At 67.0% G+C, this 14,093-nt stretch carries 12 protein-coding genes; 5 read left to right on the top strand and 7 right to left on the bottom strand.

The features are described 5' to 3' along the window. Both tal and tkt read right to left on the bottom strand, forming a co-directional pair. Positions 1 to 1,146, bottom strand: a complete 1,146-nt coding sequence (tal, locus tag MWU77_RS20595; RefSeq protein ID WP_169690561.1) for a transaldolase — start codon at positions 1,144 to 1,146, stop codon at positions 1 to 3. Positions 1,147 to 1,151: 5 nt separating this feature from the next. Further along, positions 1,152 to 3,254: a transketolase gene (gene tkt, locus MWU77_RS20590; protein ID WP_247274647.1), complete on the bottom strand. Its 2,103-nt coding sequence runs from the start codon at positions 3,252 to 3,254 to the stop codon at positions 1,152 to 1,154. Between the two features lie 211 nt (positions 3,255 to 3,465). Between tkt and MWU77_RS20585 the strand changes: the two genes are divergently transcribed. Beyond that, on the top strand, positions 3,466 to 4,443 hold the full coding sequence (locus MWU77_RS20585) for a heme o synthase (RefSeq protein WP_247274646.1): 978 nt from the start codon (positions 3,466 to 3,468) through the stop codon (positions 4,441 to 4,443). 66 nt (positions 4,444 to 4,509) lie between these two features. Here MWU77_RS20585 and MWU77_RS20580 read toward each other — a convergent pair whose 3' ends face one another. Continuing rightward, positions 4,510 to 5,475, bottom strand: coding sequence for a quinone oxidoreductase (locus MWU77_RS20580; protein ID WP_247274645.1), 966 nt, complete (start codon positions 5,473 to 5,475; stop codon positions 4,510 to 4,512). A gap of 22 nt (positions 5,476 to 5,497) precedes the next feature. Here MWU77_RS20580 and MWU77_RS20575 point away from each other — a divergent pair, with 22 nt between their 5' ends. Then, positions 5,498 to 5,839, top strand: coding sequence for a hypothetical protein (locus MWU77_RS20575; RefSeq protein WP_169690557.1), 342 nt, complete (start codon positions 5,498 to 5,500; stop codon positions 5,837 to 5,839). A gap of 73 nt (positions 5,840 to 5,912) precedes the next feature. Here the strand turns inward: MWU77_RS20575 and MWU77_RS20570 are convergent, their stop codons facing one another. From MWU77_RS20570 to mptB, 4 genes are read right to left on the bottom strand one after another with little or no spacing between them, the layout of a single operon-like run. After that, positions 5,913 to 6,878: a COX15/CtaA family protein gene (locus tag MWU77_RS20570; RefSeq protein ID WP_169690627.1), complete on the bottom strand. Its 966-nt coding sequence runs from the start codon at positions 6,876 to 6,878 to the stop codon at positions 5,913 to 5,915. A gap of 57 nt (positions 6,879 to 6,935) precedes the next feature. After that, entirely contained in the window at positions 6,936 to 7,736 is an 801-nt protein-coding gene (locus MWU77_RS20565; RefSeq protein WP_169690556.1) for an ABC transporter permease, read from the bottom strand. Beyond that, a complete protein-coding gene (locus MWU77_RS20560; protein WP_169690555.1) occupies positions 7,733 to 8,674 on the bottom strand; it encodes an ABC transporter ATP-binding protein in 942 nt (313 codons plus the stop codon). The genes MWU77_RS20565 and MWU77_RS20560 overlap by 4 nt, the downstream gene beginning before the upstream one ends. Next, entirely contained in the window at positions 8,671 to 10,410 is a 1,740-nt protein-coding gene (mptB, locus tag MWU77_RS20555) for a polyprenol phosphomannose-dependent alpha 1,6 mannosyltransferase MptB (protein WP_169690554.1), read from the bottom strand. Before mptB ends, MWU77_RS20560 begins: the two co-directional genes overlap by 4 nt. Before the next feature lie 128 nt (positions 10,411 to 10,538). On the opposite strand from mptB, the gene MWU77_RS20550 reads away from it, so the two are divergent. The 3 genes from MWU77_RS20550 to sufD all read left to right on the top strand — a co-directional run bounded on the left by MWU77_RS20550 (position 10,539) and on the right by sufD (position 14,070). Continuing rightward, positions 10,539 to 11,282, top strand: a complete 744-nt coding sequence (locus MWU77_RS20550; protein ID WP_374229936.1) for a helix-turn-helix transcriptional regulator — start codon at positions 10,539 to 10,541, stop codon at positions 11,280 to 11,282. 100 nt (positions 11,283 to 11,382) lie between these two features. Further along, positions 11,383 to 12,831, top strand: a complete 1,449-nt coding sequence (sufB, locus tag MWU77_RS20545) for a Fe-S cluster assembly protein SufB (RefSeq protein ID WP_169690552.1) — start codon at positions 11,383 to 11,385, stop codon at positions 12,829 to 12,831. Next, positions 12,832 to 14,070, top strand: a complete 1,239-nt coding sequence (gene sufD / locus MWU77_RS20540; RefSeq protein WP_169690551.1) for a Fe-S cluster assembly protein SufD — start codon at positions 12,832 to 12,834, stop codon at positions 14,068 to 14,070. Positions 14,071 to 14,093: the final 23 nt, after the last annotated feature.

Genomic DNA, 14,093 nt, shown 5'->3' with positions numbered 1-14,093 from the left:
TCAGCCCTCCGTGCCCGGAGCGTGGGCAGCCAACTGCTCGGAGGTGGCCGCCAGCAACTCGTTCCACGAGACCTCGAACTTCTCGACGCCTTCGTCCTCGAGTTTCCGGAAGACATCCGGCAGGTCGACACCGATCTTGGTGAGCGCATCGAAGACCTGCTGGGCGGCCGCGATGTTGCCGGTGACGGTGTCGCCGGTGATCTCCCCGTGGTCGGCCACGGCCTCGAGGGTCTTCTCCGGCATGGTGTTGACCGTGTTCGGCGCCACCAGATCGGTGACATACAGGGTGTCGGGGTAGTCGGGGTTCTTCACGCCCGTCGAGGCCCACAGGGCCCGCTGCGGGTGGGCACCAGCGGCTTCGAGTGACGGGAACCGCGCGCCGGTTTCGAACGCCGCCCGGTACGCAGCGTAGGCGAGGCGGGCGTTGGCGACCCCCGCCTTGCCTCGCAGCGCGAGTGCGGCGTCGGTGCCGATCTCGTCGAGCCGCGGATCGATCTCGGTATCGACGCGGGAGACGAAGAACGATGCCACCGACCGGATCTGCGACAGGTCGTGGCCGGCGGCCTTGGCGGCGGTGAGACCGTCGAGATACGCGTCGATCACTCGTTCGTACCGGTCGACCGAGAAGATCAGTGTCACGTTCACGCTGATGCCTTCACCGATCACCCGGGCGATGGCGGGCAGTCCCGCGACCGTTGCCGGGATCTTGATGAACAGGTTGGGGCGGTCGACGATCTTCCACAGCTCGAGTGCCTGCTCGACTGTCTCCTCGGTCTTGTGCGCCAGGCGGGGATCGACCTCGATGGACACGCGTCCGTCGAGCCCTCCGGAGGCGTCGAAGACCGGGGCGAGCACGTCGCATGCCGCCCGCACGTCGTCGGTGGTGGCGGCGAGGATCGTGGCGTCGACATCGGCGCCGGCCGCGGCGAGGTCGCGAATCTGCGAGTCGTACGCGTGGCCCTTCGACAACGCCGCCTGGAAGATCGACGGATTCGTGGTGACGCCTACGACACTGCGGGTGGCGACGAGTTCGGCGAGGTTGCCGGATTCGATGCGCTCACGCGACAGGTCGTCGAGCCAGACCGACACGCCTTCGGCGGACAGCTGCGCCAACTTCTCGTTCTGAGTGGAAACCTGCTGGGTCATCGGGGTCATCCCTTCACACGGGTGAGCGAGCGGCGGGCAGCGTCGACGACGGCCTCGGCGGTGATGCCGAACTCGCGGTACAGAGTCTTGTAGTCGGCCGAGGCGCCGTAGTGCTCGAGTGAGACGGCTTCACCCGCATCCCCCAGCAGTCGATACCAGGACATCGCCAGGCCGGCTTCCACCGAAACACGGGCCTTGACCGACGGGGGGAGTACTTCATCGCGGTACGCCTGATCCTGCTCGAGGAACCACTCGAGCACCGGCACCGACACGACACGCGTCGGGACGCCGTCGGCTTCGAGCGTGTCGCGGGCTGCGACCGCGAGCTCGACCTCGGAGCCGGTCGCGAGCAGCACGACCTCGGGGGTGCCGTTCGACGCCTCGGCGAGCACGTAGGCCCCGCGGGCGACGCCCTCTGCCGCCTTCTCGCGTGTCCCCTCGAGCACGGGAACGTTCTGACGGGTCAGGGCGAGCGCGGTGGGGCCGGTGCGGTTCTCCAGCGCCGACTTCCACGCAAACGAGGTCTCGTTGGCATCCGCGGGCCGGATCACTGCCAGATTCGGGATGGCGCGCAGCGCGGTGAGGTGCTCGATCGGCTGGTGAGTCGGGCCGTCCTCACCGAGACCGATCGAATCGTGTGTCCACACGTAGATCGCCGGGGTCTGCATCAGCGCAGCGAGACGCACTGCGGGGCGCATGTAGTCGGAGAACACGAGGAACGTACCGCCGTACGGACGGGTGGGACCGTGCAGCGCGATGCCGTTGAGGATCGCCCCCATCGCGTGCTCACGGATGCCGAAGTGCAGGGTGCGGCCGTACGGCTGCGCAGTCCAGTCCTTCGTCGAGATGGATGTGGGACCGAAGGACTCGGACCCGGCGATCGTGGTGTTGTTGCTGCCCGCGAGATCGGCGGACCCACCCCACAGCTCGGGCAGGATCGGCCCGAGGGCTGCGAGTGCCTTACCGGAGGCGGCTCGCGTGGCCGGTCCCTTCTCGGTCGGCTCGTAGGTGGGGAGTGCGTCGACCCACCCGTGCGGGAAGCTGCCCTCGTGCAGGCGGTCGAACAGTTCCTTGCGCTGCGGTTCACGCTCGGCCCACGCATCGAAGTCGGCCTGCCAGGCCTCGCGGGCCTTGGTGCCGCGATCGACTACACGGCGGGTGTGTTCGATCACCTCGGCGGCGACATCGAAGTTCTTCTCGGGGTCGAATCCGAGGGCGGTCTTGACCGCGGCGACCTCGTCGGCGCCGAGCGCGGCGCCGTGCGCGTCGCCGCTGTTCATCTTCGTCGGGGCGGGGTAACCGATGATGGTGCGCACCGAGATGAACGACGGCCGGTCGGTGACGGCCTTGGCGTTCTCGACGGCCTCGAGCAGCGCGGAGACGTTCTCGCCGCCCTCGACGGTCTGTACGTGCCAGCCGTATGCCTCGTAGCGCTGGGAGACGTCCTCGCCGAGGGCGATCGCGGTGTCGTGCTCGATGGAGATCTTGTTGTCGTCGTAGAAGACGATCAGGTTGCCGAGTTCCTGCACGCCGGCGAGCGAGGATGCCTCGGAGGTGACGCCCTCTTCGATGTCGCCGTCGGAGGCGACGACGTAGATGTAGTGGTCGAACGGGCTCGCGCCCGGCGCGGCCTCGGGGTCGAACAGACCACGCTCGCGGCGGGCGGCCATCGCCATGCCTACGGCGGAGGCCAGGCCCTGCCCCAGCGGCCCAGTGGTCATCTCGACACCCGCGGTGTGGCCGTGCTCGGGGTGGCCGGGCGTGAGTGAACCCCACGTGCGCAGTGACTCGAGGTCGGCGAGTTCGAGTCCGTAACCGGACAGGTACAGCTGCACGTACAGCGTCAGGCTCGAATGTCCGCACGAGAGCACGAAGCGATCACGACCGACCCACTTCGGATCGGTCGGGTCGTGTCGCAGAACCCGCTGGTAGAGCGTGTAGGCCAGCGGAGCGAGGCTCATTGCGGTGCCCGGGTGCCCATTTCCGACCTTCTGGACGGCGTCTGCGGCGAGAATCCGCGCGGTGTCGACGGCCTTGGTGTCCAGGTCGGTCCAGTCGGCGGGATGGGCCGCCTGGGTGAGGGTGCGGATCTCGTCTGTGATCGACACGAGCAGAAGTCTCCTGACATGGGTGTACGGGGTGCCGGCGGGTGTCAAAGCCCCACGCGCTCCTCCAGACTAATGCCCGGTGGTGAGCGGGTCGATTCGGTGCGCAGATGGCTGCGGTCTACCATCGTCCGTAGTAGTGGCGCGTCCGAACGACCGGGCGACCGTGAGCGGGCGAGCGAAGGTGCGTATTCGCGTGGTGCAAGGAGACAGTGTGCGAGCAGGGCGGCGACCAGGAGGTCACGGCTTGGGCGCCCCGGAGGTTCCCGCCACGCCACGACCGGATACCGCGTGGGGTCGTTTCTCGGGAACGGTGCTCGCCTATATCGCGTTGACCAAGCCGCGTGTGATCGAGTTGCTGCTTGTCGCGACGATCCCCGCGATGCTGTTCGCAGACCGTGGCAGCGTCGACATCGTCCTGATCCTGAGCACCCTCTTCGGCGGGTGGATGGGTGCCGCGAGCGCGAACGCGCTCAACTGCGTGGTGGATGCCGACATCGACAAGGTGATGAAGCGCACGGCGCTGCGGCCTCTTGCGCGCCAGGCCGTTCCGACCCGCAATGCCTTCGTGTTCGGTGTCGTGCTGGGGCTCGCGTCGTTCCTGTGGTTGTGGTGGCGCGCGAACCTTCTCGCCGGCCTGTTGGTCGTGGCGACCATCGCGTTCTACGTGCTCGTCTACACGATGGTGCTCAAGCGCCGCACGTGGCAGAACGTCGTGTGGGGCGGGGCCGCTGGATGCATGCCGGTCATGGTCGGCTGGGCCGCGGTCACCGGGTCCCTGAGCTGGGAACCGATCGTACTGTTCCTGGTGATCTTCTTCTGGACTCCACCGCACACCTGGGCGCTCGCGATGCGCTACAAAGAGGATTACGAGGCCGCCGGGGTGCCGATGCTTCCGGTGATCGCCACCGAGCAGCACGTGACCAAGCAGATCCTGTTCTACACGTGGGCGACGGTCCTCGCGACACTGGTCATCGTGCCCGCGGCCGGCCTCATCTACGCAGTGGTGACGGTGCTGGCGGGGGCGTGGTTCCTGTATGTCGCGCACCAGCTGTACAACAGCGTTCGGGGTGGCGCATCGGTCAAGCCGCTCAAACTGTTCCTGCAGTCCAACAACTACCTGGCTGTCGTGTGCCTCGGTCTCGCGGTGGACTCGGTCCTGGACCTGCCCACCATCGCGTCGTACTTCTGACCCGTATTTCCGCGATCACCCTGGTTTCCACTTCGGGAAACCAGGGTGATCGCGTGTGTCGTCGTGTCAGGGGATCAGCACGATCGAACCGGTGGTGCGCCGTGACTCGAGGTCGGTGTGGGCCCGGGCGGCGTCGGCGAGGGGATACGTCGCGCCGACCCGGATGGCGAGCGTCCCCGCTGCGATCGCCGCAAACACGTCGCCGGAACGCCACAGCAGTTCCTCGCGGGTCAGCGTATGGTGTGCCAGCGTCGGACGGGTGACGAACAATGATCCGGCCGGGTTGAGTCGCTGGAGATCGAACGGGGGCACTGCGCCGCTGGCGGCTCCGAACAGTGCCAGCGTGCCGCGGATGCGCAGCGACGCCAGCGACGCCTCGAAGGTCGCGGCACCGACCCCGTCGTATACGGCGGCGACTCCGTCGCCTCCGGTGCGTGCCCGGACCTGCTCGGCGAGGTCCTCGCCGTACCGCAGGACTTCGGCGGCACCCGCCTGCCGCGACAGTGTCTCTTTCTCGTCGGTCGAGACCGTGGTGATCACGCGGACGCCCTTGGCGACCGCGAGCTGTGTCAGGAGCAGTCCGACGCCGCCGGCTCCCGCATGCACGAGGACGGTGTCGCCGGGCTGCGCCGGATAGGTCGATTCGATCAGGTAGTGCGCGGTCATTCCCTGCAGCAGCACCGAGGCGGCCTGCTCGGCGGGAACCGTGTCCGGGACGGACACAGCCACGGCAGCCGGGACGCGGACCAGTTCGGCGTACGAACCCGGTGCCGCGCACCACGCCACACGCTGTCCGACGCTGACGTCGTCGACATCGGCGCCGACGGCCACCACCGTGCCGGTACCTTCCGAACCCGGGATGTGCGGTAGATCCGTGCCGTACATCCCGGTCCGAAAATAGGTGTCGATGAAATTGACGCCGATCGCCTCGGTCCGGACGAGTAGATCGCCGGGGCCGGGTTCGGGGTCGGGGAGTTCGGCCGGGACGAGTACTTCCGGACCGCCGTGCTGTGCCACTTGGATTGCGCGCATACGGCCACAGTATTCTGCAGACATGAGCGTCGAAACCCAGACCACGCAGGCACCGGCCGATATCGTCTCGTCTCTCCGCAGCTTCGTCGCTGAGCACGGCGAAACCGCCAAGGCGGTCATTCAGCCCGTCGGGTACGCGGGCGTGCGGATCACCGTCGTCGCCGAGGACGGTGTGCTCGGTGATCGTATGGTCGCCGACCTGCCGACCGCCCACGCGGTCGTCGCGGCACTGCCCAACGTCACCGTCTCCGGATGGGAGCGTGAGGTCACGAGCATCGCAGATCCGGCCCGGGGGCACTGGAAGAAGATGGCAGGATGGGTCGCGAATCAGACGCGTTTTCCGAAGGCACGTAACGAACGCTGAACGGAACCCTCAGAACGCCATTTCGGCCGCCCGAGCTCAGCTCGGGCGGCCGAAACGGTATCTGCAGGGAGGTTCAGACCGTGACCGGCTCGCGGTGCGGCGACTGGGTGCGGATCCGACCTGCGGCCCAGACCGCGGCGGTAGCGGCGGTGCACAGTCCGGCACCTGCGACGTGGAACACCACGAGCACCGCCGGGACATCTGTCCAGAACTGCACGAGGCCGATGCAGGATTGCGCGACGACCAGGGCCAGCACGACCTTGAGGCGAAGTTTGACAGCGTTCGTGGTCTCCACCGCATACACGGCGAAGGTGAGGCCGACGAGCAACGCCAGATACGCGACGAGCAGTTCGGCGTGCAGGTGCACGAGTGTGGTGATGTCGATATCCAGTCGCGGCACGGGCCGGTCGATGCTCTTGTCTCCGGCGTGCGGGCCAGCGCCGGTGACCATCGTCCCGGCGATCAGGACCCCGGCGAGCGCAATACCGGACAGCGCGGTCAACCACCGCAGTGGCTGCGGGAGAACCTGCACCACCACACCGTCGTCGGGTTCGCCGACCTTCGCGAAGAGCACGGTGGCGAGCCAGACCATCCCCATCGACACCAGCAGGTGGATCGCGACGGTCCACCACAGCAGGCCCGTCAGGACGGTGATGCCACCGATGATGGCCTGCAGCACGGTGCCTGCGGGCATCAGCCATGCCCAGGCGATGACCTCGCGGCGACGGCGCGCGCGTGTCACCGCAAGCACAATCGCGGCCGCGACGAGCACCACGACGAAGGTGAGCAGGCGGTTTCCGAACTCGACGATCTGGTGGAGCGTGTTCACGCTGCTGGATACGCCGACCGGAACCAGGGACCCGGGGAAACATTGCGGCCATGTGGGGCATCCGAGACCCGATGCGGTCACGCGCACCACCGAACCGGTCACCGCGATACCGCCCTGCACCACGATCGACAGGAAGGCGATTGCCCGCTGGGTCCGCAGGGACGGTAGAGGGAGACGGTCGACAAGGCTCAGATAGCCGCGATACAACACGGACACGATGGTACGACTCCGTCCACTACGGCTTGTAGTTGGGTGGTTCGGGCAAGGTCAGGTGAAGCGGAACCATCGGCTCGCGGCCACGCCGCCGATCAGGGCCCACACGGCCATCACGACGATCGACAGCCAGTCCACGGCCCCTGCGATCGCGGAGTCGAGCGAGAGGGTCAATGCACCCGACGGAACCAGACGCACGACGTGCACGAGGGCTTCGGGGATCACGTCGTCGAGTAGTACGACGCTGCCGATGCCGAGCAGCACGAACCACACGATGTTCGCGAGCGCCAGCACGATCTCCGCGCGCAGCGTGCCGCCGAGGAGCAGTCCGAGCGTCGCGAACATCACCGTTCCCAGCGCGATGACCACCGCTCCGATAACCAACCCTGTCGGACTCGGGCGCCAGCCCAGCGCGAGTCCGATGGCGCCGAGAAGAATTGATTGCATCACCACTACGATGCCGACCGCAGTGCTCTTACCTGCGATGATGCCCCATTTCGGGAGCGCGGTCGCACCGATCCTTTTCAGTGCACCGTACCTGCGGTCGAATCCGACGGCGATTGCCTGGCCGGTGAACGCGGTGGACATCACCGCCACCATCATCACCGCGGGCAGGACCCGGTCGACGCGGGCGTCGCCGAGATCTCCGATCGGCAGGAGGGTGAGTCCGATCAGCAACGTGATCGGGATGAACATCGTCAGCAGGAGTTGCTCGCCGTTGCGCAGCAGCAGGGTCAGTTCCATCCGGGACTGTGCCACGAGCATCTTGGCGGGCGCATTCGGTCGTGGACCCGGTGTGAAGGTGCCGGGGGCGAAGCGATTGTTGGCCGGGCGGTCGCGGGATGTCACACTCAACCTCTCAGTTCCCGTCCTGTGAGTTCGAGGAACACGTCCTCGAGGCTGCGCTGGTCGACGCGGATCTCCGTGGCCAGCGCGCCTTGCTCGGCGCACCACGTGGCTGCCGCGGCGACCACGGACGGATCGATATCGCCTTCGACGAGATAACGTCCGGGCAGTGCTTCGCGCACCCGGTGCTCCGCCAGTGCGGTCCGCAACGGGGTGACGTCGAGATCGGGTGGCGCCGACAGCCACAGTTGGCCTTCCGCCCCGATCCGGGTGACCTCTTCGGGAGTTCCCGAAGCGACGACCTTGCCGTGATCGATGATGACGATCTCGTCGGCGAGTTCTTCCGCTTCGTTCATCAAGTGAGTGGTGAGCAACACGCTGACGCCATCGTGGCGTAGCGCGTCGATCAGTTCCCACACCAGCAGCCTGGCCTGAGCGTCCAATCCGGCCGTGGGTTCGTCGAGGAACACCAGTTCCGGGCGGCCGACGAGCGCGCAGGCCAACGCGAGGCGCTGCTGCTGCCCACCGGAGAGCCGTCGGTACGGGGTGCGGCGGGAATCCTCGAGGCCGAGGCGCTGCAGGAGCCAATCCGGGTCGAGTGGATCGGCGGAGTAGGCGGCCACCAGATCGAGCATCTCCCCGGCCTTGGAACCCGGATAGGCGCCGCCGCCCTGCAGCATGACCCCGATCCGTGGCCGTAGGAGGTCGGACTGGGTGATCGGGTCGAGTCCGAGAACACGGACAGTGCCCTCTTCGGGGGTGACAAATCCCTCGCACATTTCCACCGTGGTGGTCTTACCGGCGCCGTTGGGGCCGAGTAGAGCGAGGACCTGAGCGGGTTCGACGGTCAGGTCGAGTCCGTCGACCGCGGTCACACCCCCGAATTTCTTGACGACGCCGTCCAGGCGCACAGCGGGAGCCGCACCTGCGGCAGATTTCGAGGTCACGGGTTTCCAGCGTAGGCGTCGGCGGTCTCGGTGGGGCGCGCCGGTGCGTGATCTTCACCGCGCCACGGCAGCAGGGTTCGGGTCGCGACGATCAGGAGACCTGCGACCACGATCGTGGCGATGGCAGCCTGCACGATGATGAACGGTTGGTACTCGCCACCGTTGGGCATCAGGATCACGCTGACCACCGAGGAGAACACGATCGTCGGGATGCGGAAGACGGGTCGGGTCGCCCACGCAGCCAACGGAATTACCGCCCACAGCAGGTACCAGGGTTGAACCACCGGGAACAGCAGCACGATCGCACCGAGCGAGACACCCAGAGCGCCGACAGGATGCAGTCGCCCCGTCAGCACTGCCAGCAGCATCCGCACAGTGACGAACGCCGCGACGAGTGCGGCGAGCGGTCGTGTGATGGACAACACCGCCGTCGTGTGGTCGCCCAGACCGAGCAGGACTCCGGCCAGGCCGGTGCCGACACCGAGCAGCGTGGGGATCGACATCCAGCTGCGGACCTCGGTGGCAGTTCCCAACGTGTGTGTCCAGCCCAACCCGAGGCCGCTGCCCCAACTGATCAACGCGATCACCGTGAGCGCGACGACACCGAGCACCGCGGCTGCCGCGAGTACCGCTCGCACCGACCCGCCCCACTTCCGCGCCAGGGCCATGCCGACGAAGCCGAGCGCGAGCAGCGTGGGCACCTTGATCATCGACGACAACGAGATCACGGACGTGCCGGTCACGAGCCATGCAGCGGCCTGCCACCGTGAGGTGCGGGCGGTGTCGCTGTAGACCCCGCGCAGTGCCAGTTCGACACCCGCGAGCATGAGCCCGAGCATCAATGCTTCGTTGTGGATGCCCGCCACCAGATGGAACAGCAACAGCGGATTCGCGGCGCCGAGCCACAGAGCGCTCACCGGGGCCACCCCGCACCGTCGCGCCAGACGCGGCAGCGCCCACACGATCAGGGCGACGCCGAGCAGTGCGAACAGCCGGTGCACGAAGATGCCCGCGACGATGTTCTCACCGGTGAGGAAAGCGATCTTCTCACCGAGCCAGATGAAGGCGGGTCCGTACGGTGCGGAAGTGTCACGCCAGATGTTCGGCACCGTTCGGGTCAGGACGTGATCGACACCGAGCGCCCCGGCAGGCCCGATGCCGTACGGGTCCATGCCGCGTGCGGCGATCTCACTCTGCGCGAGGTAGGAGTACACGTCCTTGCTGAACATGGGGGGTGCCACGACCAGCGGGAGGATCCACAGCAGCAGCGTGCGGTCGAGTTGCGACCGGGTCAGGCGACGCGGTTGCCCGTCGGGGTCGCGGCGTCCGATCGCGAAACGCCCGAGCAGGAGCCACGCGAGGACGACGAGGACGGTCCCCGTCATGGTCAGGGTCAGCGCGGCACTGGGCATCCGCGCGGCGAGCCCGAGTGCGCGGACGCCCTGCACGGGATTCTGCAGGACGGGCTGGGCACCGGCACCGAGCGCGCCGATGGCCATCAGGACGGCGCCGGTCGCACCGAACAGCCGGATGCGGTGCAGTTGGACGGTCTCGGTGGTGTCGAGTCCGCGGCCGTCGGTTTCGTCGCCGTGCAGGACCGTGGCCACGTCGTGGCCTGCGCCCCGGCCGTCGACGCCGAAGACGCGTCGGATGAGCGTGAGCGCGCGGGTGCCGATACCGGTTCCGTCGGAGCGCGGATCCGAGGGGGAATCGGTTTCGGGTGAAGTCGGCGGCACCAAGGAAGCGTAACGGGCGCCGGGGAGGTGCCCCGAAGCGTCCGCCGCGCCCTCTGTTCCCACTATTCCCGCGGTGAGGAAGGGCACCCTTGGTGGACCCGGGCCTTGAATTCCGTCACACTGGTGTTGTGAAAAGCCCGTCAGAGTTCGTGGAACAGACAGAACGCGCAGGTCGAGCACCTGCCGCGGGTTCTGTGCGTCCATCGGCCGGACGCGAGCACCACGAAGGACAGACCCGTGCTGCGGTCGTGAAACTACTGGTCGAGAACGGACCGGTCACCGCAACCGACATCGGAGAGCGACTCGGTCTGAGCGCAGCAGGTGTGCGCCGCCACCTCGATGCACTCATCGAGTCCGGTGAAGCCCAGTCGGTGGTGCCGCCGCGCGCGAAGGCGCGGGGTAGAGGGCGCCCCGCCAGGCGATTCCAGCTCACTTCCCTCGGTCGTGCCCGTCTCGGGCATTCGTACGACGATCTCGCCGGCGCGGCGATGCGCCACCTGCGTGAGCTCGGCGGCTCTGCCGCGATCGAAGACTTCGCGCGCCGCCGGGTCCAATCCATCGTGGGCGGTATCGAACCGGTCGAATCGGACGACGAGATCGACACGGTGGCCGACGAGATCGCCGCGGCCTTCAGTGCTGCGGGATTCGCGGCATCGACACGCCGCGTCGGGGCCGGCGTGCAGATCTGCCAGCACCATTGCCCGGTCTCCCATGTCGCCGAGGAGTTCCCCGAACTCTGCGAGGCGGAACAGGACGCATTCGTGGAGTTGCTCGGCAGTCACGTGCAGCGTCTCGCGACAATCGCCAACGGCGACGCATTCTGCACCACCCACGTGCCGGTGCTCCCCACCAAGGAGTCGCCGAGTCCGTGACCCGCAGCAAACCGCAAGAGATCAGAAACACCAGACATCCCGAAGTTCGTCCGTCGGTACAGCCCGCGCCGACAACCACCCCACTCCGGAAGGAGCCCGCATGACCGTCACATCGGACCAGACATCCGGCGCCGGTACACCGCTGACGCAGGAAGAGACCATCGAGTCTCTCGGCCACTACGAATACGGCTGGTCGGACTCCGACGCTGCCGGCGCGGTGGCGCAGCGCGGCCTGTCCGAGGACGTCGTGCGCGACATCTCCTCGAAGAAGAGCGAGCCCGAGTGGATGCTCGACATCCGTCTCAAGGCGCTGCGGACCTTCGACAAGAAGCCGATGCCGGTGTGGGGTTCGAAACTCGACGGGATCGACTTCGACAACATCAAGTACTTCGTGCGTTCCACGGAGAAGCAGGCCGCGAGCTGGGACGACCTGCCCGACGACATCAAGAACACCTACGACAAGCTGGGTATCCCGGAAGCGGAGAAGCAGCGTCTCGTCTCGGGTGTCGCCGCTCAGTACGAGTCCGAGGTGGTCTACCACCAGATCCGTGAGGACCTCGAGTCGCAGGGCGTGATCTTCCTCGACACCGACTCGGGTCTGCGCGAGCACCCCGAGCTGTTCCGCGAGTACTTCGGCACGGTGATCCCGGCCGGCGACAACAAGTTCTCCGCACTCAACACCGCGGTGTGGTCGGGTGGCTCGTTCATCTATGTCCCGCCGGGTGTCCACGTCGACATCCCGCTGCAGGCCTACTTCCGGATCAACACCGAGAACATGGGCCAGTTCGAGCGCACGCTGATCATCGTCGACGAGAATGCGTCCGTGCACTACGTCGAGGGGTGCACGGCACCGATCTACAAGTCCGACTCGCTGCACTCCGCGGTCGTCGAGATCATCGTCAAGAAGGGTGGCCACTGCCGCTACACGACGATCCAGAACTGGTCGAACAACGTCTACAACCTGGTGACCAAGCGCACCAAGGTCGAGGCGGGTGGCTCGATGGAGTGGATCGACGGCAACATCGGTTCCAAGGTGACGATGAAGTACCCCGCCGTGTGGATGATGGGCGAGCACGCCCGCGGCGAGGTGCTCTCGGTCGCGTTCGCCGGCGAGGGCCAGCACCAGGACACCGGCGCGAAGATGCTCCACCTGGCGCCGCACACCTCCTCGACGATCGTGTCGAAGTCTGTCGCGCGTGCCGGTGGCCGTGCGTCGTACCGCGGCCTCGTCCAGGTCAACAAGGGCGCCTACGGCTCGAAGTCGACCGTCAAGTGCGACGCGCTGCTCGTCGACCAGATCAGCCGTTCCGACACCTACCCTTACGTCGACATTCGCGAGGACGACGTGACGATGGGGCATGAAGCCACCGTCTCCAAGGTCAGCGACGATCAGCTGTTCTACCTGATGAGCCGCGGACTGAACGAGGACGAGGCGATGGCGATGATCGTGCGTGGCTTCGTCGAGCCCATCGCCAAGGAACTGCCGATGGAATATGCACTCGAGCTCAACCGGCTCATCGAACTGCAGATGGAAGGGGCAGTCGGCTAAATGACTGCGGAAGCGAAGAACATTACGACCGGCGGGGGACAAGGCGTCCAGGACGCCGTCCGTGGCGAGAACCACGCATCGGCGGTCGGCACGCAGGCGGTGCCTGCCACCAATAAGGGAGAGGTGTTCACGTCGTTCGACGTGAACGCGTTCGAGATCCCCGGCGGCCGTGACGAGGCGTGGCGGTTCACCCCGCTGCGCCGACTGCGCGGGCTGCACGACAGCACCGCTGTCGCCGACAGCACCGCGACCATCGAGATCAGCGACGTCGAAAATGTGCAGGTCGAAACGGTGGGTCGCGATGACAGTCGACTCGGCCAGGGTGGGGTGCCGTTCGACCGGGTCGCCGCGCAAGCGTACTCGTCGTTCGAGACGGCGACCGTCGTCACTATCGGTCGCGAGGTCGAGGTGGCCGAACCCGTCACGATCACGGTGACCGGCCCCGGCGAAGGACACGTGGCCTTCGGGCACCTCCAGATCCGGCTCGACGCGTTCGCGCAGGTCACCGTTGTGCTCGACCAGAAGGGCAGCGGCACCTACGCGGAGAACGTCGAGTTCGTCCTCGGGGACAGCGCACAGCTGCGGGTCGTTGCGATCCAGGACTGGGCGGACGACGCCGTGCACGTCGCGGCACACCACGCCCGACTCGGGCGCGACGCCGTGCTACGGCACTTCACCGTCGGGCTCGGCGGCGACCTGGTGCGTCTGTCCGCCACCGCCAAGTACGACGGCCCCGGCGGCGACGCCGAGCTTCTCGGTCTGTATTTCGCCGACGCGGGACAGCACCTCGAACAGCGTCTTCTCGTCGATCACTCGCAGCCGCACTGCAAGTCGAATGTGGTCTACAAGGGTGCGCTCCAGGGCGACCCCGATTCGGGTAAACCCGACGCCCACACCGTGTGGATCGGCGACGTGTTGATCCGCGCAGAGGCCGAGGGCACCGATACCTTCGAGCTCAACCGCAACCTCGTGCTCACCGACGGTGCGCGCGCGGACTCGGTACCGAACCTCGAGATCGAGACCGGTGAGATCGTCGGGGCCGGCCACGCCTCCGCCACCGGCCGTTTCGACGACGAGCAGCTTTTCTACCTGCGTGCCCGCGGCATTCCGGAGGATCAGGCCCGGCGGCTCGTCGTGCGCGGCTTCTTCCACGAACTCCTCGAGAAGATCACCGTCCCCGAGGTTCGTGAGCGACTCGAAGCCGCGGTCGAGGCCGAACTCGCTGCGGTCGGCGTCTGACACGCCCCTCTGCTGTTACTCCC

The sequence above is a fragment of the Rhodococcus sp. F64268 genome (assembly GCF_023015605.1).
GTDB lineage: Bacteria > Actinomycetota > Actinomycetes > Mycobacteriales > Mycobacteriaceae > Rhodococcus.
The sequence above is the reverse complement of the archived record's forward strand: the minus strand, read 5'-3'. Positions and strand labels throughout refer to the sequence as shown.

What these genes read in the sequence shown, in the direction of transcription:
- MWU77_RS20580 (WP_247274645.1), bottom strand. Translation starts at nt 5,475, where the DNA reads ATGCGCGCAATCCAAGTGGCACAGCACGGCGGTCCGGAAGTACTCGTC.
- tal (WP_169690561.1), bottom strand. Translation starts at nt 1,146, where the DNA reads ATGACCCAGCAGGTTTCCACTCAGAACGAGAAGTTGGCGCAGCTGTCC.
- sufD (WP_169690551.1), top strand. Translation starts at nt 12,832, where the DNA reads ATGACTGCGGAAGCGAAGAACATTACGACCGGCGGGGGACAAGGCGTC.
- MWU77_RS20575 (WP_169690557.1), top strand. Translation starts at nt 5,498, where the DNA reads ATGAGCGTCGAAACCCAGACCACGCAGGCACCGGCCGATATCGTCTCG.
- sufB (WP_169690552.1), top strand. Translation starts at nt 11,383, where the DNA reads ATGACCGTCACATCGGACCAGACATCCGGCGCCGGTACACCGCTGACG.